We start from the raw sequence: 22,720 nt of genomic DNA on the forward strand, positions 1-22,720 counted from the left end.
CTTTGCCGCGCTGTCGCGTTTTCTGCCGTCGGGTCGCAGCGTCGCGATCGGCGTGCCGTTCCTGTGGCTGGCCGTGTTCTTCGCGCTGCCGTTCGTGCTGGTGCTGAAGATCAGCTTCGCCGACCAGATGCTCGGCATCCCGCCGTACACCGCACTTGCGCGGCTGGAGGCGGGCACCGTGCAGGTCGCGCTGTCGCTGAAACATTACGCGCTGCTGCTGCAGGACGACCTGTACCTGAACACCTATGTCAGCTCGCTGAAGATGGCCGCGGCGTCGACGTTGATGTGCCTGCTGGCCGGCTACCCGATCGCGTACTTCATTGCGCGATCGGCGCCGGCCCGCTGCAACCTGCTGATGATGGCCGTGATGCTGCCGTTCTGGACGTCGTTCCTGATCCGCGTCTATGCATGGGTCGGGATCATGAAGGACGACGGGCTGCTGAACCACGTGCTGGCTGCGCTCGGCGTGATCGCGACACCGCTGCGCCTGTATCACACCGACGCGGGCGTCTACATCGGGATGGTTTATTCGTACCTGCCGTTCATGGTGATGCCGCTGTACGCGCACCTCGTGAAGATGGACCTCACGCTGCTCGAGGCCGCGAACGATCTCGGCGCGACGCCGTGGTCCGCGTTCTGGCGCATTACGCTGCCGTTGTCGCGCAACGGCATCCTCGCGGGCAGCCTGCTCGTGTTCATCCCGGCGGTCGGCGAATACGTGATCCCCGAGCTGCTCGGCGGCGCGAACACGCTGATGCTCGGCCGCGTGATGTGGGATGAGTTCTTCAACAACATGGACTGGCCGATGGCGTCCGCGGTGACGGTGACGATGGTGCTGCTGCTGCTCGTGCCGATGGCGCTGCTCCATTACAGCCAGACCGAAGCGGAGGCCAAGCCATGAACCGCGCAAATCGCATCCTGTCCGCGTGCGTGCTGGGCGCGGGCTTCCTGTTCCTGTACATCCCGATCGTCAGCCTGGTCGTGTATTCGTTCAACGCATCGAAGCTGGTGACGGTGTGGTCGGGCTTCTCGCTGAAGTGGTACGGCGCGCTGCTGCACGACGACGAACTGCTCGCGGCCGCATGGCTGTCGCTGAAGATCGCGCTGCTGACGGCGACTGCGTCGGTCGCGATCGGCACCTGGGCCGGCTTCGTGCTGGCCCGCATGGGGCGCTTCCGCGGCTTCACGCTGTACGCCGCGATGATCAACGCGCCGCTGGTGATTCCGGAAGTGATCCAGGGCATCTCGCTGCTGCTGCTGTTCGTGGCGATGCAGCAGACCTTCGGCTGGCCGGCCGGGCGCGGCTGGCTGACGATCTGGATCGGCCACGTGATGCTCTGCCTGTCGTTCGTCGCGGTGATCGTGCAGTCGCGCGTGAAGGAGCTCGATCGTTCGATCGAGGAAGCCGCGCTCGATCTCGGCGCGCGGCCGTGGAAGGTGTTCTTCGTGATCACGCTGCCGCTCATCGCGCAGGCGCTGGTGTCCGGCTGGCTGCTCGCGTTCACGGTGTCGATCGACGACGTGATCCTGTCCGCGTTCCTGTCGGGCCCCGGCTCGACGACGCTGCCGCTCGTCGTGTTCTCGCGCGTGCGGATGGGGCTCAACCCGGAGATGAATGCGCTCGCCACGGTGTTCATCACCGTCGTGACGATCGGCGTCGTCGTCGTGAACCGCGCGATGCTGGCCCGCGAGCGGCGGCAGGCGCGCGACACGCGGATGTGGCACGCGGCATCCGCGTCCGAGGTATCCGGCACGCCCGCGTCGCCTTCCACCATGCCGCCCGCGCGCCCGCCGGCCGCGCCGCCGCTGCACGACCGTATCCCGCATCCCACGAAGTGACGAACGACAAGGAGACATTCCATGAAAAAGAAGATGCTCTGCGCGCTGATCGCCGGAGCGTTGCCGGGGCTGGCCGCGGCGAACTCGAGCGCCGACCAGATCCGGACGCTGCAGCAGCAGATCGCGGTGCTGCAGCGGCAGATGAGCGCGCTGCAATCGCAACTCGGCGCGAAGCCTTCGGCCGTACCGGCCGCGGCGAGCGCGTCGAACGCGTCGAACGCGGCGACCGGCGCGGCGGCTGACCCGTCCGCACCCGGCTACGGGCAGGCAGCGGCCGTGCTGACCAACGACGACGTGTCTGAAATCCGCCAGCAGGTCGCGAACCAGCAGTTGAAGGTCGATTCGTTGACCGATGCCGCGCGCACGGGCCCGATCGCGGGGCTGTCGGTGACGGGTTATCTCGATCCGACCTACCTGTACAACCGGGGTGCCGGCACGTCGTCGTTCCAGTTCGCGAACCACGAGAATGCGTACACCTACTACAACAGCACGTTCGGCGACGTGTTCCTCGACATCAAGAAGACCTTCGGGGTCGGCCCGACCGCGCCGTCCGCGGAAATCACGCTGATGCCGAACCGCGGCGCGGGCCTGTCGATGATGACGGGCAGCGGTTCGAGCGGCCTGAACATCATCAACACGGCCGTCCTGACCGTGCCGCTGTCGGGCACGACGGCGCTCACCGGCGGCCTCGTGACGGGCTTCGGCGGCTACGAGTACCAGCAGTCGAACATGATGCTGACGCTCACGCACAACCTGCTGTACGACTTCTCCGATCCAGGCTCGTCGATCGGCGCGGGTCTCAACTACCAGAGCCCGGACGGCCACTGGGCGTGGAAGTTCTTCGTCGGCAACGAGCAGTTCCGCAGCGCGGGCGCGGTCACGCAGACCGGCGTGAACGCGCTCGGCGACCCGATCACGACCAGCAACAAGGTGCCGACCTTCACCGCGCGGGTCGATTACCTGCACGGCAGCGCGCTCGACGTTGGCGGCTCGATCAGCATCGGCCGCCAGACGCTGCCGAGCGCGGTCGATCCGGCGACCGGCAACGTACGCTACGGCGTGGGCGGCAACGCACCGAGCGCATACGGCGCGTTCTTCTTCGGCGAAGCCGACGCGACCTACACGCTCGCCGATGCGCAGTACAACGCCGAGCTCGACTACGGCCAGCAGCAGCACGGCGCGTTCAACGGCGGGCTCGCGCAGTGGTTCGGGCTGTCGCTGCTCGCGCACCGCAAGTTCAACGCGCCGGTGGTCGGCCGCATGGGCGCGACGCTGCGCTACGACCTGCTCGTGAACCGGAAGAACGGCGGTGGCGGCTCGTCGATCGGCCTGAATGGCAACGGGATGGATCCAAACAACGGCTTCGGGATCGACGCGGATTGCCTGGCGCAGTCGAAGGCGAACGGCGGGGTCGGCTTCGAGTGCAAGGGCGCGACGCGGCAGGCCGCCGCGTTCGACCTGCTGTTCTACCCGACCCAGCAAGTGACGGTGAAGGTCGAATACCGGCACGACTGGGCGAGCAACAAGGTGTTCCTGCGTCATGACGGGTCGTACGGGAAGTCGAACGATCTGCTCGCCACCCAACTCATCTACGCGTTCTGACGCGACGCCGTTCGCGAGTCTTGCACATGCTCAAGTTCGAAAACCAGCAACATGTTCAGTCCTACTATGCAGCGACGGCCAACAACCGCACGCGCCATCCGCCGCTCGACGGGGCGGTGACCGCCGACGTGTGCGTGATCGGCGGCGGGCTCACGGGCCTGTCCGCGGCACTCGATCTCGCCGAGCGCGGCCATTCGGTCGTACTCGTCGAGGCGTCGAAGATCGGCTGGGGCGCGAGCGGCCGCAACGGCGGCCAGCTGATCGCCGGATACTCGTGCGACATCGATACGTTTTCCGCGTACCTGCCGGAAGACGACGTGCGGCGTGTCTGGGCAATGGGGCTGGAGTCGGTCGATATCGTGCGGCAGCGGGTCGAGCGGCACGGCATCGATTGCGACCTGACCTTCGGCTACCTGACCGCGGCGAACAAGCCGCGTCATCTCGATGCGCTGCGTGCGTGGCGCGATGCCGCGGCAAGCCGCTTCGGCTATCGCGGCTACGAAATCGTCGAGCGCGCCGACATGCCGCACTTTGTCGCATCCGACCGTTACGCCGGCGGCCTGCGCTACGAAGGCAGCGGTCACCTGCATCCGCTGAACTACACGCTCGGCCTCGCCCGGGCGGCGTGCGCGGCCGGCGTGACGATCTACGAGGACACGCCAGCACTCGCACTCGATCGCGCCGCACCGCACCACCGCGTCCGGTGCGCGCGCGGGTACGTGGATGCCCGCTACGTCGTGCTGGCCTGCAATGCGTACCTCGGGCAACTGGCGCCGTCGCTCGCACGCAAGATCATTCCGGTGGCGACGTACCTGATCGCGACGGAGCCGCTCGATGACGCACGTGCCGCACAGACGATGCCGGCGAACGCCGCGATCAGCGACACCAATTCGGCGCTCGACTATTTCCGGCTGACGCGCGACCGCCGGCTGCTGTGGGGCGGCAAGGCCAGCAGCTCGACGAACGCGCCGCGCGACCTCGCGGCCGCGATGCGGCGCGACATGCTGAAGACGTTCCCGCAGCTGGCCGACGTGCGGATCGACTACGCGTGGGGCGGCCTGATCGACGCGACGATGAATCGCGCGCCGCATTTCGGCCGGCTCGAGCCGACCGTGTATTTCGCACAGGGCTTTTCCGGGCACGGCGTCAACGTGACGGGCCTCGCGGGGCGGCTGATCGCGGAAGCGATCGACGCGCAGGCCACGCGCTTCGACCTGTTCGGCCGGATTCGCCATCGCGACTTTCCGGGCGGGCGCGCGCTGCGCACGCCGATGCTGGCGCTCGCGATGACCTGGCACCGGATGATGGACCTGCTTTGATCCGCGCGGGGCGGCTCGTCCGTCCGCGCGGCACCGAAACGTTTCGAATCACTCATGCCCTGGAGGCACTCATGACCAACATCACGAATCTCGTCGACCTGATGCGGGCACCGGCGAAGCTCACGCAGAGCCGCGTGCCGAGCGGGCTGCTGCTCGACGGCAATCCGCTGCAGACGCTGTCGCATCACTACATCAGCCCGTGCGGGCAGTTCAGCTGCGGGATCTGGGAATGCACGCCCGGCCGCTGGACGATCGAGTACGACGAGTCGGAGTATTGCGAGATGCTGAGCGGCGTCGCGATCGTGCGCGACGCGGACGGCCGCGAGCGCGTGTTGCGCGCGGGCGACCGCTTCGTGATTCCGCCGGGTTTTCGCGGCACGTGGGAAGTCGTCGAAAAGTGCCGCAAGATCTATGCGTCGCACGCACCGCAGGCCGGGCAGCCGGGCGCGTAACGCGCGGCCGGTTCAGCACAACCATCGAGATCAACCAGGAGCAACCCATGACCCAGGAATTGTGGCGTCTCAGCGCGGCCGAGATGGCCGAGCACGTCGCGCGTCGCGACGTGTCTGCCACCGAACTCACGCGCAGCTGCCTGCAGCGGCTTGAAGCGGTGAACCCCGTCATCAACGCGATCGTCGACGTGATGGCCGACAGCGCGTTGCAGGCCGCGTCCGATGCCGACGCCGCGATCGCGCGCGGCGCGCCGGTCGGCCCGCTGCACGGCGTGCCGGTGACCGTGAAGATCAACGTCGACACGGCCGGATGCGCGACGACCAACGGCGTGCGCGCGTTTTCGGACCTGATCGCGCACGAGGACAGCCCGGTGACCGCGAACCTGCGCAAGGCCGGCGCGATCGTGATCGGGCGCAGCAATGCGCCGGCATTTTCGTATCGCTGGTTCACCGACAACGACCTGCACGGCCGCACGTCGAATCCGTGGGATGCGTCGTTGACGCCGGGCGGTTCCAGCGGTGGCGCCGCCGCGGCCGTGGCCGCCGGCATCGGCGCGATCGCGCACGGCAACGACCTGGGCGGTTCGATCCGCTACCCGGCCTATGCGTGCGGCGTCGCCGGGCTGCGTCCCAGCACCGGGCGCGTGCCGGCGTACAACGCCACGCAGTCGAAGGACCGCACGCTTGCGGTGCAGCTCGCCTCCGTCCAGGGCCCGCTCGCGCGCACGGTCGGCGATCTGCGGCTCGCGCTCGGCGCGATGGCGGCAGGCGACGCGCGCGACGCATGGTGGATGCCGGTCGCGCCGACTGCGCACGAAGCCGCGTTCCCCGCGCGCGTGGCCGTGTGCCCGGCGCTGCCGGGCGTGCCGTCCGATCCGGTGGTGGTCGACGCGATCCGGCAGGCCGCGCACTGGCTCGAAGAAGCAGGTTGCCTCGTCGAGGAAGCGGTGCCGCCGCGGATCGCCGAAGCGTGCGAACTGTGGCTGGACCTGGTGACCAACGAAGCGCGCGGCGGCCTCGGCGACGTGATCATGCAGCACGGCGACGCGGCGATCCGTACCGCGTTCGCGAGCCAGCGCCATCTCGCGAAGCCGCTGGACCTCGCGGGTTACATGAACGGCCTCGCGCGGCGCACGGCGTTGCTGCGCGACTGGCAGCAATTCTTCACGCGCTATCCGCTGCTGCTGATGCCGGTGTCGTGCGCGCAGCCGTTCGCGATCGACGCCGATCAGCACGGCGACGACGCGATGCGCGCGATCGTCGAGCGGCAGGGGCCGCTGCTCGCGACCGCACTGCTCGGGCTGCCGGGGCTGTCGGTGCCGACCGGTATCCGCGACGGCGTGCCGACCGGTGTGCAGCTCGTCGCCGGACGCTTCCAGGAAGCGCTGTGTCTCGCCGCAGGCGAAGCGATCGAGGCGCGTGCGGGCATCTTTACGCCGATCGATCCGGTCACCGGATCGTGATGCGCGACTTTTCACGAGGAAACGCATGAATCAACCGACATTCGAAGACTGGCAGGCCCGCGCGGCCGTGTTGCGGATCGACGGGCGCGCATTCATCGACGGCGAGGCGCGCCACGCGCAAACCGGCGCGACCTTCGCCAGCGTGAGCCCGATCGACGGTTGCGTGCTCGCGCACGTGGCCGATTGCGGCGCCGACGACGTCGACCTGGCGGTCGCGGCCGCGCGCCGCGCGTTCGACGCGCGGAGTTGGGCCGGCATGAACCCGCGCGCCCGCAAGGCGGTGCTGCAGCGCTGGGCCGCGCTGATGCGCGAGCATCTCGACGAGCTCGCGCTGCTCGAGACGCTCGACACCGGCAAGCCGATCGCCGATACCACGGCGATCGACGTGCCGGCCGCCGCCCATTGTGTCGACTGGTATGCGGAAGCGATCGACAAGGTCGGCGGCGAAGTCGCGCCGGTGGACCATCATCTGGTCGGGCTCGTCACGCGCGAGCCGATCGGCGTCGTCGCGGCCGTCGTCCCGTGGAATTTCCCGCTGCTGATGGCCGCGTGGAAATTCGCGCCGGCGCTCGCGGCCGGCAACAGCGTCGTGCTCAAGCCGTCCGAGAAATCGCCGCTCACCGCGATTCGCGTCGCGCAGCTCGCGTGCGATGCGGGCGTGCCGCCCGGCGTGTTCAGCGTCGTGCCGGGCGGTGCGGAGCCGGGCAGGGCGCTCGCGCTGCATCCCGACGTCGACTGCATCGCGTTTACGGGATCGACCCGCACGGGGCAGCAGATCATGGCGTGCGCCGCGCAGTCGAACCTGAAGCGCGTGTGGCTCGAGCTCGGCGGCAAGTCGCCGAACATCGTGCTGCGCGATTGCCCCGATCTCGACCGCGCCGCGCAGGCCGCTGCCGACGCGATCTTCTTCAACATGGGCGAAGTGTGCACGGCCGGGTCGCGCCTGCTCGTGCATCGCGACATCAAGGACGCATTCGTCGCGAAGCTGGTCGACGCGTCGCGGCGCTACGCGCCCGGGCATCCGCTCGATCCGTCGGTGACGATGGGGGCGATCGTCGATCGCACGCAGCTCGATCGCGTGATGGGGTATATCGGCGCCGGGCGCGACGAGGGCAAACTCGTCGCGGGCGGCGCGCGCGTGCGCGAGGAGACGGGCGGGTTCTATGTCGAGCCGACGGTGTTCGAGGTGAAGCCCGACGCGAAGATCGCGCGTGAAGAGATCTTCGGGCCGGTGCTGTCGGTGATCGTGTTCGACGAGGTCGACGAGGCCGTGCGGATCGCCAACGACACCGAGTATGGACTGGCCGCGGCCGTATGGTCGGCCGATCTCTCGACCGCGCATGCCGTTGCGCGGCGGCTGCGCGCGGGCACCGTGTGGGTCAACTGCTACGGCGACGGCAGCGACGACATGAACTTCCCGTTCGGCGGCTACAAGCTGTCGGGCAACGGCCGCGACAAGTCGCTGCATGCGCTCGACAAGTACACCGAGCTGAAGTCGACGGTCGTGCGGTTGTAGCGTGGGGCTGCGCGGCGCGCTTGCGGCGTGCCGCGCGCGGATCACCGCCGATCGTCGCCCGGTACGAACAGTCGCGGCTGCGCGGCATTCAGCGCGTCGTCCGCTTCCGGCTGCCACGGAAAGATCCCGTTGCGGTCGGGCCACAGCAGCTGGACGCACGGGAAGTCGTCGTTGCCGTAGAACCAGCGATTCCAGCCGAGGTGGGCTTCGTAGTGCGCTTTCTCGACCGGCATGAGGAGCGCGTTCGCGTTCGCGTAGACGGATGCGGTGACTTCACCGACCGGAGGCGGCGTGCCGGCCCCGACCTTCCGGTAGACGTCCCACAGCACGTCGTGGACGATACGTGCCGGCAACGAGAACACGATGATTTCCGGAAAGCCGTGGTTGACCCACAACCCGGTCGTGAACGAGAACCCCGGTTCGTCTCCTTCCGCAAACACTTCCGTGCGGAACCACCCGTGCTGGCGAATCTGGTTTACGAATCGCTGCTCATCTTCCTCAAGCACCGAATCGGGCGCGTCGAGCGCGGTGGCGATATTGGGTCGCGTGGTCATAGGAACTCCCTGGATCGGTGTCGGGCGACAGGAAGCCGGGCGATGGTGTCCGGCCGGCGGGGAAGCGATCGCGGCCGAATTCTCCGCCGATCGCTGCGCCGCCATGTTGCCACAGCGGTTCCGCCTACTGCTCCGCGCCTTCCGCGTCCGCCGTTTCACCGAGGAACCCGCCGCTCTGGTGCGTCCACAGCGCTGCATAGATGCCGCCGGCCTGCAGCAGCTGCTGGTGCGTACCTTCCTCGACGATGCGCCCTTCGTCGAGCACGATCAGCCGGTCCATCGCCGCGATGGTCGACAGCCGGTGCGCGATCGCGATCACCGTCTTGCCGCTCATCAGATCGTCGAGGCTGCGCTGGATCGCGACTTCGACCTCGGAGTCGAGTGCGCTGGTCGCTTCGTCGAGCACGAGGATCGGCGCGTCCTTGAGCATCACGCGCGCGATCGCGACGCGCTGCCGCTGGCCGCCCGACAGCTTCACGCCGCGCTCGCCGACCTCGACGTCGTAGCCGCTGCGGCCGTGGCGGTCGCGCAGCCGGTCGATGAACTCGGACGCTTCCGCGCGCACGGCCGCGTCGTGCATCTCGCGCTCGGTCGCGTCGGGGCGCCCGTACAGCAGGTTCTCGCGCATCGTCCGGTGCAGCAGCGACGTATCCTGCGTGACCATCCCGATCGCGCTGCGCAGGCTGTCCTGCGTCACGTGCGCGATGTCCTGCCCGTCGATCCGGATCGTGCCGCCGCCCACGTCGTAGAAGCGCAGCAGCAGGTTCACGAGCGTCGACTTGCCGGCCCCCGAGCGGCCGATCAGGCCGATCCGCTCGCCGGGCCGGATCGTCAGGTTCAGTCCGTCGAACACCGCGCGGTCGTTGTCCTCGTGCGCGAACTGCACGTTGTCGAACACGATCCCGCCGCGCTGCACCGCGAGCGGCTTCGCGTCGGACGCGTCGACCACGCTGCGTACCTTCGTCAGCGTGTTGATGCCGTCCTGGATCGTGCCGACATTCTCGAACAGCTCGGTCATCTCCCACATGATCCAGTGCGAATAGCTCGACAGGCGCAGCGCCATCGCGATCACCGCCGCGACGACGCCCGCGCTCACCTCGCCATGCATCCACAGAATCAGTGCGAGGCCGGTCGAGCCGACCAGCAGCAGCGTCGACAGCAGGTGGTTGACGACCTCGAACGCGCTGACGAGGCGCATCTGCGCGTCGCCGGTCGCCTTGAACGCTTCCATCGCGCGGCGCGCGTGGTCGGCTTCGCGCCGCGTGTGCGAGAACAGCTTCACGGTCGTGATGTTCGAATACGCGTCGGTGATGCGGCCCGTCATCAGTGCGCGCGCATCGGCCTGCCGGCTGCCGACGGCACCGAGGCGCGGCACGAAATACGCGCACGCCAGGCCGTAGCCGAGCGCCCACAGCGCAAGCGGGATCATCAGCCGCCAGTCGAAGCTGGCCGCGAGCGCGAGGATGCCGATCAGGTACGCGGCGACGCCGATCACGACGTCGACCGACATGAACAGCGCGTCGCGCACCGCGAGCGCGGTCTGCATGATCTTGGTCGTCACGCGGCCCGCAAATTCGTTCGCGTAGAACGACAGGCTCTGGTCGAGCATCAGCCGGTGAAACAGCCAGCGCAGCCGCATCGGGAAGTTGATCGCGAGCACCTGGTGCTTGACCATCGTATGCAGCGCGATCAGCAGCGTACTGCCGGCGAGAATCGCCGCGAAACCGGCGAGCGTGCCGAAGTGCCGGCCGCCGAAATTGGCTGGCGTCGCGGACGCGAGCCAGTCGACCACGCGGCCCATCATCGCGAACAGCGCGGCTTCGTACGCGGCCAGCGCGGCCGACGTCAGCGCGATCAGCAGGACCCAGCTGCGCGCGCCTTTCGTGCACGCCCAGACGAACGAGAAGAACCCCCGCGGCGGCGTGGCGGGATCTTCGAGCGGGAAAGTCGGCAGGCGCCGTTCAAACCACGAAAACATTGAAACCTCTCCTTGATGCGGCCGCGCCGACCGGCGCGGCCCGTAATGCCCGTTTCATGCGCGACGCCTTGCGTGGAGGCGCCGTGTTGCACACGTGTTCACTGCGCGCGGATCCACGCCTCGATCGGGCCGAGCGTGCCCGGTGCATACGCATGGCGCCCGAGCGCCGTGTACAGCCACTGCTTCCACGTCGGCCAGTCGGACTCGAGCTGGTAGTCGAACCAGCTGCCACGCAGCAGCCCATGCGTCGCACCGGGCACGACCACCACGCGCCGGTCGGGCCGGTTCGCGAACGCTTGCGTATAAGCGTTCGCCTCGTCGACCGGATCGACATTGCGGTCCAGCGCGCCCCACACGGCCAGCACGGGCCCCTGCATCGTCGCGAGCGCCTGTGACGCGTCTTCCAGGTAGTTGCGCGCGATGAAGCCGAAGCGGCGCGGCTCGATGTCGGGGCGGCGGCGCGGATCGGCCGGCACGTCCGCCTGGCCGAAGATCGCGTCGTTGTCGCGTCGCTCGGCGGCCAGTGTCGCATCGATTCGATCCGGCTGCAGGCCGGTTGCCTGGAGCTGCTGTCGCGTCAGGTAAGTGCCTTGCCGGCGCCAGCTGACGGCGCCGCCGACGATCACCGAAAACGCGGGCCGCACCGCATTCGCGACGCGCGGAATGACCCAGCCGCCTTGCGAGAAGCCGAGCAGGCCGATCTTGGGCGCGGGACCGACGGCGGCGCGCACGCGCGCCATCGCGGCGATCGTTTCGTTCGCGCGGCCCTGCATCGATTGCATGAGCCAGTCGCCGCTGCTGCGGCCGGTACCTTGCTTGTCCCACGCGAACACGCCGATGCCGGCGTCGAGCAGGCTGTTGACGAGCGGCAGCATCGCGTCGTCCGCGAAGCGCGTGCGCGGCCCGTCGCCGTGGACGAGCAGCACGATCGGCGCATCGGGCGCGTGGGCCGGCAGTGCGAGCGTGCCGACGAGAGCGGCGTCGCCGGCGCGGAACGCGAGCGTCGAAACCTCCGCGCCCTTCAGCTCGAAGTCGGACAGGCCGCGCAACGCGATTGCGCCGACCGCTGCGAGCAGGAGCAGGACGAGCGCGATGCCGGCAATGACGGTTCGTTTCAAGAGGCCCTCGGAGCGGTGGTGTGAGCGGAGGTCGCAGGCGGCACGTACACGATGCCTTGACGCCTGCGGGACGTCGCCACGATAATAGATCGACTAATCAGTCTAATAAAGATTTGAGCCAACGTCGAGCACGGAGTTCCTGTTGAGAAAGATCGACCCTGAAAGAGTGGAAGCGAAGCGGCGCCAGATCCTGGACGCCGCGATCGACTGTTTTGCGCGCGACGGCTTCCATGCGACGTCCACGGCCGCGATCTGCAAGGCGGTCGGCATGAGCCCCGGCAACCTGTTCCACTATTTCCCGACGAAGGCGGCGATCATCGAGGCGGTCGCGCAGGAGGACCAGCGCGAGATGGCCGAACTGTTCGCGCGGCATGCGGACGTCGACGATGCGCTGACCGCGATCGAGGACATAGCGCTGACGTTGATGGAACTGTCGAGCGATCCCGTCTATGCGCGCATCAGCGTGGAGACCGCGGCGGAGGCGACGCGTAATCCGGACGTCGCGGCGCTGTTCGCGGCGAACGAGGCGCAGGTGAAAGGGCGGATGGTCGCGCTGATCAAGCGCGGCGTCGCGCAGGGGAAGATCGATGGCAGCCTGAAGCCCGATCTCGTTGCGACCTGGCTGCTCGCGCTCGCGGAAGGCGCGGTCGGGCGCGTCGTGTTCGAGCCGGGGTTCAAGCCGCGCGCACACCAGGCGATGCTGCGGACGATCATTCAGCGGATGTTGAAGCCGCAGTAAGTGTGGCGGCGCCGGTTTGACGCACGCCGGGTTCGGGCGCTATCCGAACCGGGCGCGCGCATCGTGCCCTCAAAAAAATCCTTGACTGTCTATCTATGAGTAGATAAAGTTCGCTCCATGGAAACGAAACCGACCGTCCGCGAACAGATTCTCGACCACGCGATCACGCTGATGATGCTGCGCGGTTACAACGGCTTCAGCTATCGAGACCTGTCCGATCTGGTGGGCGTGAAGACGTCGAGCATCCACTACTACTTCCCGTCGAAGGACGATCTCGTGCTGGAAGCGGTGTCGGTCTACAGCGACGACGTCCTCTCGGCGATGCGGGCGATCGATCCGGCGCTGCCGGCCGACGTGAAGCTGAGCCTGTACACGAAGATGTTCGGCCGCACGCTCGGCGACGGCAACATGATCTGCCTGTGCGGGATGCTCGCGGCCGATATCGAATCGTTGCCGGAGAACGTGCGGCAGGCCGTGCAGGCGTTCTTCAAGGCCAACGAGAGCTGGCTCGCGGAATTGCTGGCGCAGGGCGCGAAGGAAGGCACGCTGCAGTTCAGCGGCCAGCCCGACACGGCCGCGCGCACGTTGTATGCGGCGTTCCAGGGCAGCGTGCTGGCCAGCCGGCTGTTTCACACGCGGGCGCGTCTCGAGGATGTCGAGGCGGTCTGGAAAACGCGGCCCTGACGGGCGGCGCAAGCGGTCAGGCGGTTCGCCGCCTTTTTATTGGATCTGGTTATCTATCTTGTGATAGATAGATGGCTTGAGCAGGTGGATCAACCACCTGCATTTTTTGGGGATGTTTATCTATCTATGAGTAGATAAACAAACGCGAAACCGGCTGCAGAGCAGCCGGCACGCGGCCCCGGGTTGGAAGGCTGTTTCACTCACTGATTGAAAAGGAGCTGGTCATGTCGATCGAAAAAGTGCTGTACCGCGCCCATGCAAAAGCCACCGGCGGCCGTGACGGCCGCGCCACGGTGCCCGAGAGCAACCTCGACCTGAAGCTGGCCACGCCGCGCGAGCTCGGCGGCGCGGGCGGCGCAGGCGCGAACCCCGAGCAGCTGTTCGCCGCCGGCTACAGCGCGTGCTTCATCGGCGCGATGAAGTTCGTCGCGGCCCGCGACAAGATCGCGATGCCCGCGGACGCCTCGATCGAAGGCAGCGTCGGCATCGGCGCGATCCCGAACGGCTTCGGTATCGAAGTCGAACTGAAGATCTCGCTGCCGGGCCTCGATCGCGATACCGCGCAGACGCTGATCGATCGCGCGCACCTTGTGTGCCCGTACTCGAACGCGACGCGCGGCAACATCGACGTCACGCTCACGCTCGTCTGATCGTACGCATTGCGAATCATCTACCGCCACATTGTCATTCACAGATTGAGCCAAGGAGTTACACCATGAAGATCGTCAAGCCGCTGCTGATCGCTGCCGCCGTCGCCGCGGCACTGTCCGCCACGACCACCGCGTTCGCTGCGAGCGCCGGCGCCGAAGCCGTCCGGCCCGATGCGACGACGAGCGCCTTCCTCGCCGCGCTGAACGGCCAGAAAGGCCCGGGCCTCGAAACGCTGAGCCCCGCGAAGGCGCGCCAGGTGCTGGTCGATGCGCAGAACGGCGCGAAGGTCGACCTGTCGGGCATCGACGTGTCGAACCGCACGATCGAACAGGACGGCTTGTCCGTGCCGGTCACGATCGTCCGCCCGCAAGGCGCGACGGGCACGCTGCCGGTGTTCATGTTCATTCACGGCGGCGGCTGGGTGCTCGGCGATTTCCCGACGCACGAACGCCTCGTGCGCGACCTCGTCGTGCAATCGGGGGCCGTCGCGGTGTTCGTGAACTACACGCCGTCGCCGGAAGCGCATTACCCGGTCGCGATCAACCAGGCGTATGCGGCGACGAAGTGGGTGGCCGCGCACGGCGCGGAGATCGGCGTCGACGGCAGCCGTCTCGCGGTGGTCGGCAACAGCGTCGGCGGGAACATGGCGGCCGTGGTGGCGCTGATGGCGAAGGACAAGGGTGGCCCCGCGATCCGCTTCCAGGGGCTGATGTGGCCGGTGACCGACCACAACTTCAACACGGGCTCGTACAACGCGTATCAGCAGGGTCACTTCCTGACGCGGCCGATGATGAAGTGGTTCTGGGATGCCTATACGAAGAACGAAGCGCAACGCAACGAGATCTACGCGTCGCCGCTCCGTGCGAGCACCGCGCAGTTGAAGGGCCTGCCGCCGGCGCTGATCCAGGTCGCGCAGTTCGACGTGCTGCGCGACGAAGGCGAAGCGTACGGCCGCAAGCTCGACGCGGCCGGTGTCGACGCGACGACCACGCGCTACGACGGCACCATCCATGATTTTGGCCTGCTGAACGCACTGGCCACGGATGCACCGACGAAGGCCGCGATGAAGGCGATGGCGAACGAGATCGCGACACGGTTGAAGTAACGCGACGGGTTCGCACTCGCGCGGCCCTTGAAGTGGCGGCCGCGCGAGTGCCGATGACGACCGACGAGGCGGGCGCATGCCCGCCTTCATTGCATGCGGGGGGAGCCGGGCGAATGTGCCGGCTTGCACGCAGCACCCTGCACGAGCACACCGCGACATCAGCGCTTTTCCGCCGTTGTTCAGCAGCACGATTTCTTTCTCGATCCGCGCCGCATCGCCGGCTTCGCGCGGTGCTTCACGTCACGGCTCTGCCCGTACGCGTCGTCGGCCGCAGCGCCCGCGCCGGACGCATTGTTGGTACGATCGCGCGTATCGTCCACGCCGGCACCTCAACCCGCCGGCCACCGGTCGCACGGCTGCGCGGCCACGTTCGGGAGAAACGGTTCATGCTGCAGGCGTTCGCGGTCTTGCTGACCTTCCAGTGTCTCGGGGAAGGCGTGTCCTATTTGTTCGGCCTGCCGGTGCCGGGCCCCGTGATCGGCATGCTGCTGCTGTTCGGCTTCGTGATGCTGCGGCCGCAGGTGGCCGACGCGATCGAGCCGACCGCGCTCGAGCTGCTGCGCCACCTGTCGCTGCTGTTCGTGCCGGCCGGCGTCGGCATCATGGTGTCGGCCGACCGCGTGCGCGGCGATGCGGTCGCGGTCGTCGTCGCGCTGGCCGTCAGCACCACGCTCGCGATTGCCGTGACGGCCCTCGTCACGCGTGCGTTGCTGCGACGTCAGCGGCGCACGGGCGGCACCGCGGAGGGCGCGCAATGACGGCCTTCCCGAAACTCGGCGCGATCTGGGTCTATCTCGCCGCGACCCCGTTGCTGGGCCTGACCATCACGCTGATCGCGTATCTGTTCGCGCAAGCCGTTTATGCGCGGGCGCGCTTCAACCCGCTCGCGAACCCGGTGCTGATCGCGGTCGCGCTGATCGTCGTGCTGCTGACGATCACGCATACGCCATATCCGACGTATTTCGAAGGCGCGCAGTTCGTCCACTTCCTGCTCGGCCCCGCGACCGTCGCGCTCGCGCTGCCGCTGTACCGCCAGTGGTCGAAGCTGCGCCGCGCCGCGGTGCCGCTGCTGGTTGGCCTGCTCGCGGGTTCGTTGACCGCGATCGTGTCGGCGGTCGGCATCGCGGCGCTGTTCGGCGCGTCGCATCAGACGATCGCATCGCTCGCGCCGAAATCGGCGACGACGCCGATCGCGATGGCCGTCGCCGCGGAAATCGGCGGAATTCCGTCGCTCACCGCCGTGCTCGTGATCTCGACCGGGATCTTCGGGGCCGTGTGCGCGCGCGGGATCCTCAACGCACTGCGCGTCGACGAGCCGGCCGTGCGCGGATTCGCGCTCGGCGTCGCGTCGCACGGGATCGGCACCGCGCGTGCGTTCCAGGTCAGCGAGGAGGCCGGCGCGTTCGCCGGGCTCGGGATGGGGCTGAACGGCGTGCTGACGGCCTTCGTCGTGCCGATCCTGCTGCCGGTGCTGTCGCGCTGGATCTGAGCGCCGGCCGGGCCAGGCCGGGTTATCGGTTTCCCTGATGGCGCACGCGCGGTGCCGGAACGGCGGCGCACGCGGTGCGCATGTATCGTGGCCGTTATCGGGAGAATTCAGGAACGCACACGGACAAGTGCATACTGATCGGCTAACGTTGCATCGGCTCCGATGTCGCAAGCGGTCGCGTGCGCGCCGGTGTCTGACCCACAACCAACAATCGACAAGGAGATCCGGCCATGAAGAAGTCTCGCGTGGTTTCGGTGGCAGTAGCAGTAACGGCGTCGTTCGGTCTGCTGTTGACCGCGGCGCCGGCGGCATACGCGCAGGATCAGGCGTCCGCGCCGACGCAGAAGCAGGTCGACAAGGCGCAGAAGAAGGCGGCCCGCAAGGCTGCCCGGGCACGGCACGCGTCGGACCTGAAGGCGATCGGCACGGGTAGCGGCTACCGGCTGACGAACGACCAGAGCAACTATCCGCAGAACGCCGCGCAGAAGGCGCCCGCGACGAAGGCGGCGCCGGCCGCGCCGGCGTCGGGCCAGTAACGGCCGGGTTCGGGCCCGGGCACAGCGCAAACGGCGCCGGATCGACCGGCGCCGTTTGCGCGTGTGCGGGGCTGCCCGAACGGTCTGGCCGCCGCGTTACGACGCGAGCTTGCTCGCGATTTCCGCGACGTGCTTGCCCTGGTAGCGCGCGATGTCGAGCTCGTTCGCGCTCGGCTGGCGGCTGCCGTCCGCGCCCGCGAGCGTGCTCGCGCCGTACGGCGAGCCGCCGGTGATTTCGTTCATGTTGACGAGGCCGCTGCACGCATACGGCACGCCCACGATCACCATCCCGTGGTGCAGCAGCGTCGTGTGGAACGACGTGATCGTCGTTTCCTGGCCGCCGTGCTGCGTGCCGGTCGACGCGAACACGCTGCCGACCTTGCCGACGAGCGCGCCCTTCATCCACAGGCCGCCGGTCTGGTCGAGGAACGTGCGCATCTGGCCGGCCATGTTGCCGAAGCGGGTCGGCGTGCCGAAGATGATCGCATCGTAGTCGGCGAGTTCGTCCACCGTCGCGACCGGTGCAGCCTGGTCGACCTTCACGCCGATTGCCCGGGCCTGGTCGGCGGGGATCGTTTCCGGCACGCGCTTGAGCGTGACCTCGACGCCCGCCACCGATTTCGCGCCTTCCGCGATGTGCTGCGCCATCGTTTCGACGTGCCCGTAGGAGGAGTAGTAAAGAACGAGTACCTTGGCCATCTTGCGAATCTCCGATTAAAAGGGCCCCGCGTTCAGCGGGGCCCGGTTTCCCGAACGGGCTTTATGCCCACTCGGCGGTTACTTCGACCGGACGCAGGTCGAATACCAGCACTTCGGCATCCTTCCCGTCGGCGAACGTCAGCACCTGTTCGTCGCGGACGCGCGCGCCGTCGCCTTCGCCGAGCGTCACGCCGTTGACCGTCACGCTGCCGCGTGCCACGTGCACGTACGCAAAGCGGTTCGGCGCCAGTTCCAGCGTCGCGCGTTCATCGCCGTCGAACAGGCCCGCATAGATCCGCGTGTCCTGCCGGATCTGCAGCGAACCGGCGTCGCCGGTCGGCGATACGACGAGCGCGAGCTTGCCGCGCTTGTCGCCGGCCGTGACATTCGTCTGCTGATAGCGCGGCTCCGCACCTTTTTCAGCCGGCCCGACCCAGATCTGCAGGAAGTGAACCGGCACTTCCTTCGAGTGGTTGAACTCGCTGTGGCGCACACCGGTGCCGGCGCTCATCAACTGCACGTCGCCCGGCACGATCACCGACCCGGTACCCATCGAGTCCTTGTGTTCCAGCGCGCCCTCGAGCACGTACGACAGGATTTCCATGTCGCGGTGCGGGTGCGTGCCGAAGCCGCCGCCCTGCGCGACGCGGTCGTCGTTGATCACCAGCAGGTCGGAGAAGCCGACTTGCTTCGGATCGTAGTAGTTCGCGAACGAAAACGTATGACGGGAGCTGAGCCAGCCATGCTCCGCACGGCCACGTTGGTTTGCTGCACGGATTTCGATCATGATTTTTGTCCTTCAAGACGCCGAACCTCGGAAGTGGGCGCGGCTGTTCGTTGAGAAGCATCTTAGGTCAATCGATTTGACAAATAAATGACTGAGGAGATAATGACTGTCGCTATGGAGTGGACAATATGGAACTCAACGATCTGAGGATCTTCGTCGCGACGGTCGATGCCGGCAGCTTCACGGCGGCGGCCGATCAACTGATGCTGTCCAAGCAGTTCGTCAGCCGGCGCACGATGGCGCTGGAGGCGTCGCTCGGCGTGCGGCTGTTGCATCGGAACACCCGCAACCTCGCGGTGACCGAATCGGGGCAGGAGTTTTATGCGCGCGCGCAGCGGATCCTCGCGGAGATCGCCGACGCCGAGCAGGCGATGTCGGTGCGCAGCACCGAGCTGCACGGATCGCTGAAGATCAGCGCGCCGCTGTCGTTCGGGATCACGCACGTGTCGCCGCTGATCGCCGAATTCCTGTCCGCGCACCCGGCCGTGCGGCTAAACCTCGACCTGACCGACCGGCGCGTCGACGTGATCGGCGAGGGCTTCGATCTGGTGCTGCGGATCGGCTCGCTCGAGGATTCGACGCTGATCGCGCGCTCGCTCGCCGCGTGGCGGATGATCGCGTGTGCGAGCCCTGCCTATCTGAAGCGGCAGGGCACGCCGGCGACGCCGGCCGATCTCGCCGGCCATACGTGCTTGCTGTACGGGCGCGAGCGGCGGGTTGGCTGGGAATTCCGCATCGACGGCGCGGCGCGCACGTTCGACGTGCAGGGGCCGCTCGTCGCGAACAACGGCGAAGTGGTGCGCGACGCGGCGATCGCAGGGCTCGGCATCGCGCTGCTGCCGCACTTCATCGTCGGTGCGGCGCTCGACAGTGGCGCGCTCCTGCCAGTGCTCGACGCGTATGCGCCGTCGCCGATCACGCTCAATGCGGTGTTCCCGCAGCATCGGGAAGGGTTCGTCACGCTGCGCACGTTCATCGCGTTTCTCGCGGAACGGCTCGGGGAGGCTGCGCCGGCGGCGAAGGGCGGAGCCGGCCGGGCGCGGTAACGGGCGGGTTTGCGGGGAATGGAGGCGTTATTCTCCGCGAAAATTGCGGAGAATATTGAGCCATGCGGTGAATGGGTGAGATAATCTCCGCATCATGAGCGGAGATTACACCTACATCTGGGAGTCGGCCGACTGGCCTGTGTGGCGCTTCGACCTCCCGGCACTGGCGACGCCACTCGCCGACGTCAGTCGTGCGCAAGGCATGCTGGCCGGGCGGCTGGCGGATGTCGGCCTGGCGCTGCGCGACGAGGCCAGCCTCGCCGCGCTGACGGAGGACGTCGTCAAGACCAGCGCCATCGAGGGCGAAAGCCTGAACGTGGCATCGGTCCGGTCGTCGATTGCGCGCCGGCTCGGCGTCGACATCGGGGCGCTGGCGCCGGTCGATCGCCATGTCGAGGGCGTGGTCGACATGGTGCTGGACGCAACGACCCACGCGGCGGCGCCGGTCACGGACGCCCGTCTGTTCGGGTGGCATGCGGCGCTGTTCCCGACCGGCTACTCGGGGATGTCGCGCATCACGGTCGGTGCGTGGCGGACGGATGCAAGCGGGCCGATGCAGGTCGTGTCCGGGCCGATCGGCCGGCAGCGCGTGCATTTCGAAGCGCCTCCCGCCGTGCGCCTGACTGGCGAGATCGCGCGCTTTCTCACGTGGCTCAATGCCGCGCCGGTCGAGCCCTTGCTAATCCGGGCCGGCCTGGCCCACCTGTGGTTCGTCACGCTCCATCCGTTCGACGACGGCAACGGCCGGATCGCGCGCGCGCTCGGCGATCTGGTCCTGGCGCGCGCCGACCGGAGTCCGCAACGCTTCTACAGCCTGTCGGCGCAAATCCAGCGTGAGCGCAACGCGTATTACGACGTGCTCGAGCGTACGCAGCGCGGCACGCTCGACGTCACGGAATGGCTCGCGTGGTTCCTGACCGCGCTCGGCAGGGCCATCGATCATGCGCACACGACGCTCGATGCGGTGCTGGTCAAGGCGCGCTTCTGGCAGCGCAGTGCCGGCTTCGCGATGAACGAACGTCAGGTCAAGGTCATGAATCGCCTGCTCGACGGCTTCGAGGGGAAGTTGACGACCACCAAGTGGGCGGCGCTCGCGAAGTGCTCGCAAGACACGGCGCTGCGGGACATCACGGAGCTCGTCGAGCGCGGCGTGCTGCGCCGCTCGTCGTCCGGCGGCCGCAGCACGAGTTACGAGCTGGCGCCGTTCGACGGCTGACGCCGGCGCATGTCGTGACCGGCGAGCGTCGCTCGTGACGGCGCGGGGTCGCGTGGCCGCTTCGATCATTTTCGCAATGACCGGGCGGCAGGCCGCTGGCCCAAGCGATTGCCCGCGTCTGGCACTATCCCGAGCCTTTTTGTCTTCGAATACTGGATTCCACGCCGGGTGTCGTACAGGCGACATCCGCCGCCCCGCGTACGACCCTGTCGCACGAACCCGCTTTCGAGGAGACATGCATGCTCAGGTATCTGATCGGCATCGGTATTCCGTATCTCGGCGTGATGGGCCTGCTGCCCTGGGTTGCCGCGCAGGACCGCTACGTGCTGGGCGTGCCGTTCATCTTCATGTGGATCTTCGCGTGGTTCGTGCTGACCTCCGGCTGCCTGTTCGCATGCTGGATGCTGTACGACCGCCACGCGAGCGGCGCCGCCTAGCGCACGCATCCGCTGCCCGCCGGCCGCCCGCACGCTTTCCGGCGAACCCTACGCTTTCCGTTCTTTCGCAGAGGTGCGCATGTCAACGGTCGTCTTCGCCGCGCTGATCGCGCTGTCGCTCTATCTCGCCATCCGATCCGGCCGTGGCCGCGGCAAGCAGAGCGTGCATGACTTCTTCGTCGCGTCGCGCCAGTTCGGCACGGCGCTCGTGTTCTTCCTGACCGCCGGCGAGATCTACAGCATCGGTACGATGGTCGGCTTCCCCGGCGGTATCTACGCGAAGGGTCCGACCTATGGCGTGTGGTTCCTCGGCTATATCCTGCTCGCCTACCCGATCGGCTATTTCGTCGGCCCGAAGATCTGGGAGGCCGGCAAGCGTCACAACGCGATCACGCTGCCCGACCTGTTCAAGGGCCACTACCGCAGCCGCGGGCTCGAGCTGGTCGTTGCGTGCGCATCGATCATGTTCCTGATCCCGTGGGGGCAGCTGCAGTTCACCGGGCTCGTCGCGGCGCTGAAAGGGCTCGGCTGGCATGTCGAGCCGCTGTACCTGATCCTCGTGTGCGCGGCGCTCGCGTTCACCTATATCGCGATCTCCGGCGTGCGCGCGTCGGCGTACATCGCGATCCTGAAGGACATCCTGATGCTGCTCGCGATCGTCGTGACGGGCGTGGCCGTCGCGTGGCAGGTCGGCGGCGTGCATCCGGTGTTCGACGCCGCGAGCCGGCAGGTCAGCAACACGATGAGCGGATCGCAGCTGCGCTTCTCGATGAGCACGATGCTGTTCCAGTCGCTCGGCTTCTACCTGATGCCGTTCGCCGCACAGAATTTCTTCACCGCGCGCGGGCCGAACGCGATCCGCCGCACGCAGGTCGTGATGCCGCTGTACATGCTGATGTATCCGTTCCTCGTGATCGCGTCGTACTACGCGATCACCGCGAACCTGACGCTCGCGTCGCCGAACGATGCGTTCTTCGCCGCCGTCACGCACCTGCTGCCCAGCTGGCTGATCGGTCTCGTCGCGGCCGGCGCCGCGCTGTCGGGGCTGCTCGTGCTGGCCGGCATCTGCCTCGCGATCGGGCCGATCGTCACGCGCAACCTGATGCCGAACCTGCCCGAGTCGCGCCAGAAGCGTGCGGCGAAATATGTGATCGTCGGCTACCTGTTGCTGTCGATCGCGACCACGTTGCTGACGCCGAACCTGATGCTGACGCTGATCAACACCACGTACTACGGTGTCACGCAGTTCCTGCCGGGCGTGCTGATCCTGCTTGCGGGGCGCCAGGTGCGGCCCGTCGCGGTCGGGGCCGGGATGATCTGCGGCCAGGTGCTCGCGATGATCTTCTACGTGTTCCATGTCGACTTCGGCGGCATCAACCTCGGCCTCGTGTGTCTCGTCGTCAACGTGCTCGTCGTCGCGGCCGTGCATGTGATGCTGCACGGTCGTCCAGTGAAGCAATACGCCGTATCCTGAACCAGCGGCGTTCCGC

General features: G+C 67.5%; 23 protein-coding genes. 18 read left to right on the forward strand and 5 right to left on the reverse strand.

The annotated features are described in order from the left end of the window. The 7 genes from QZM67_RS06675 to QZM67_RS06705 all read left to right on the forward strand — a co-directional run. On the forward strand, positions 1-901 hold a 901-nt coding region (locus QZM67_RS06675), incomplete at its 5' end, for an ABC transporter permease subunit (RefSeq protein ID WP_301801440.1). After that, a complete protein-coding gene (locus QZM67_RS06680; protein WP_301801441.1) occupies positions 898-1,839 on the forward strand; it encodes an ABC transporter permease subunit in 942 nt (313 codons plus the stop codon). The genes QZM67_RS06675 and QZM67_RS06680, both read left to right, overlap by 4 nt. 21 nt (positions 1,840-1,860) lie before the next feature. Then, entirely contained in the window at positions 1,861-3,441 is a 1,581-nt protein-coding gene (locus QZM67_RS06685; protein ID WP_301801442.1) for a DUF3138 family protein, read from the forward strand. A 26-nt stretch (positions 3,442-3,467) separates the two neighbouring features. Further along, complete coding sequence (locus QZM67_RS06690) at positions 3,468-4,760, forward strand: FAD-binding oxidoreductase (RefSeq protein ID WP_301801443.1); 1,293 nt, start codon at positions 3,468-3,470, stop codon at positions 4,758-4,760. A gap of 71 nt (positions 4,761-4,831) precedes the next feature. Further along, positions 4,832-5,212, forward strand: a complete 381-nt coding sequence (locus QZM67_RS06695) for a cupin domain-containing protein (protein WP_089454574.1) — start codon at positions 4,832-4,834, stop codon at positions 5,210-5,212. A 47-nt stretch (positions 5,213-5,259) separates the two neighbouring features. Further along, positions 5,260-6,675 carry an amidase family protein gene (locus tag QZM67_RS06700; protein WP_301801444.1) on the forward strand — a complete coding sequence of 472 codons (1,416 nt, stop codon included), beginning with the start codon at positions 5,260-5,262 and terminating at the stop codon, positions 6,673-6,675. A gap of 25 nt (positions 6,676-6,700) precedes the next feature. Beyond that, positions 6,701-8,191 carry an aldehyde dehydrogenase gene (locus QZM67_RS06705; protein ID WP_301801445.1) on the forward strand — a complete coding sequence of 497 codons (1,491 nt, stop codon included), beginning with the start codon at positions 6,701-6,703 and terminating at the stop codon, positions 8,189-8,191. A gap of 41 nt (positions 8,192-8,232) precedes the next feature. On the opposite strand, the gene QZM67_RS06710 is transcribed toward QZM67_RS06705, so the two are convergent. The 3 genes from QZM67_RS06710 to QZM67_RS06720 form a co-directional block, all read right to left on the reverse strand. Then, the gene (locus tag QZM67_RS06710; protein WP_301801446.1) at positions 8,233-8,745 is read right to left on the reverse strand and encodes a DUF4262 domain-containing protein; all 513 of its coding nucleotides are present in this window, start codon (positions 8,743-8,745) and stop codon (positions 8,233-8,235) included. 124 nt (positions 8,746-8,869) lie between these two features. Next, the gene (locus QZM67_RS06715; protein ID WP_301801447.1) at positions 8,870-10,723 is read right to left on the reverse strand and encodes an ABC transporter ATP-binding protein; all 1,854 of its coding nucleotides are present in this window, start codon (positions 10,721-10,723) and stop codon (positions 8,870-8,872) included. A 98-nt stretch (positions 10,724-10,821) separates the two neighbouring features. Continuing rightward, positions 10,822-11,841, reverse strand: a complete 1,020-nt coding sequence (locus QZM67_RS06720; protein ID WP_301801448.1) for a S9 family peptidase — start codon at positions 11,839-11,841, stop codon at positions 10,822-10,824. 142 nt (positions 11,842-11,983) lie between these two features. Here QZM67_RS06720 and QZM67_RS06725 point away from each other — a divergent pair, with 142 nt between their 5' ends. From QZM67_RS06725 to QZM67_RS06755, 7 genes are all read left to right on the forward strand, one after another. Further along, positions 11,984-12,580: a TetR/AcrR family transcriptional regulator gene (locus QZM67_RS06725; RefSeq protein ID WP_175020902.1), complete on the forward strand. Its 597-nt coding sequence runs from the start codon at positions 11,984-11,986 to the stop codon at positions 12,578-12,580. Between the two features lie 117 nt (positions 12,581-12,697). Further along, positions 12,698-13,264 (forward strand): TetR/AcrR family transcriptional regulator, encoded by a 567-nt coding sequence (locus QZM67_RS06730; protein WP_301801449.1) that lies wholly within the window; start codon positions 12,698-12,700, stop codon positions 13,262-13,264. A gap of 224 nt (positions 13,265-13,488) precedes the next feature. Beyond that, on the forward strand, positions 13,489-13,914 hold the full coding sequence (locus QZM67_RS06735) for an organic hydroperoxide resistance protein (RefSeq protein ID WP_175020900.1): 426 nt from the start codon (positions 13,489-13,491) through the stop codon (positions 13,912-13,914). Between the two features lie 65 nt (positions 13,915-13,979). Further along, positions 13,980-15,020, forward strand: coding sequence for an alpha/beta hydrolase (locus QZM67_RS06740; protein WP_301801451.1), 1,041 nt, complete (start codon positions 13,980-13,982; stop codon positions 15,018-15,020). Between the two features lie 386 nt (positions 15,021-15,406). Next, a complete protein-coding gene (locus tag QZM67_RS06745) occupies positions 15,407-15,778 on the forward strand; it encodes a CidA/LrgA family protein (protein WP_301801452.1) in 372 nt (123 codons plus the stop codon). After that, positions 15,775-16,509, forward strand: a complete 735-nt coding sequence (locus QZM67_RS06750) for an LrgB family protein (protein ID WP_089454563.1) — start codon at positions 15,775-15,777, stop codon at positions 16,507-16,509. The genes QZM67_RS06745 and QZM67_RS06750 overlap by 4 nt, the downstream gene beginning before the upstream one ends. Before the next feature lie 230 nt (positions 16,510-16,739). Further along, a complete protein-coding gene (locus QZM67_RS06755) occupies positions 16,740-17,045 on the forward strand; it encodes a hypothetical protein (protein WP_175020898.1) in 306 nt (101 codons plus the stop codon). Positions 17,046-17,141: 96 nt separating this feature from the next. Here the strand turns inward: QZM67_RS06755 and wrbA are convergent, their stop codons facing one another. Beyond that, positions 17,142-17,744: an NAD(P)H:quinone oxidoreductase gene (gene wrbA / locus QZM67_RS06760; RefSeq protein ID WP_043184002.1), complete on the reverse strand. Its 603-nt coding sequence runs from the start codon at positions 17,742-17,744 to the stop codon at positions 17,142-17,144. Positions 17,745-17,805: 61 nt separating this feature from the next. After that, positions 17,806-18,531, reverse strand: coding sequence for a pirin family protein (locus tag QZM67_RS06765; protein ID WP_205821291.1), 726 nt, complete (start codon positions 18,529-18,531; stop codon positions 17,806-17,808). 128 nt (positions 18,532-18,659) lie between these two features. Between QZM67_RS06765 and QZM67_RS06770 the strand changes: the two genes are divergently transcribed. The 4 genes from QZM67_RS06770 to QZM67_RS06785 all read left to right on the forward strand — a co-directional run bounded on the left by QZM67_RS06770 (position 18,660) and on the right by QZM67_RS06785 (position 22,704). Continuing rightward, on the forward strand, positions 18,660-19,577 hold the full coding sequence (locus tag QZM67_RS06770) for a LysR family transcriptional regulator (protein WP_301801455.1): 918 nt from the start codon (positions 18,660-18,662) through the stop codon (positions 19,575-19,577). A gap of 94 nt (positions 19,578-19,671) precedes the next feature. Further along, positions 19,672-20,793 carry a Fic family protein gene (locus QZM67_RS06775; RefSeq protein WP_301801456.1) on the forward strand — a complete coding sequence of 374 codons (1,122 nt, stop codon included), beginning with the start codon at positions 19,672-19,674 and terminating at the stop codon, positions 20,791-20,793. Between the two features lie 239 nt (positions 20,794-21,032). Then, positions 21,033-21,230, forward strand: a complete 198-nt coding sequence (locus QZM67_RS06780) for a DUF3311 domain-containing protein (protein ID WP_301801457.1) — start codon at positions 21,033-21,035, stop codon at positions 21,228-21,230. Between the two features lie 79 nt (positions 21,231-21,309). Beyond that, positions 21,310-22,704 carry a sodium:solute symporter gene (locus QZM67_RS06785; RefSeq protein ID WP_301801458.1) on the forward strand — a complete coding sequence of 465 codons (1,395 nt, stop codon included), beginning with the start codon at positions 21,310-21,312 and terminating at the stop codon, positions 22,702-22,704. The last annotated feature ends 16 nt before the right edge of the window (positions 22,705-22,720 follow it).

It is taken from the genome of Burkholderia sp. AU45251, from assembly GCF_030482905.1.
Classification (GTDB): Bacteria; Pseudomonadota; Gammaproteobacteria; order Burkholderiales; family Burkholderiaceae; genus Burkholderia; species Burkholderia aenigmatica.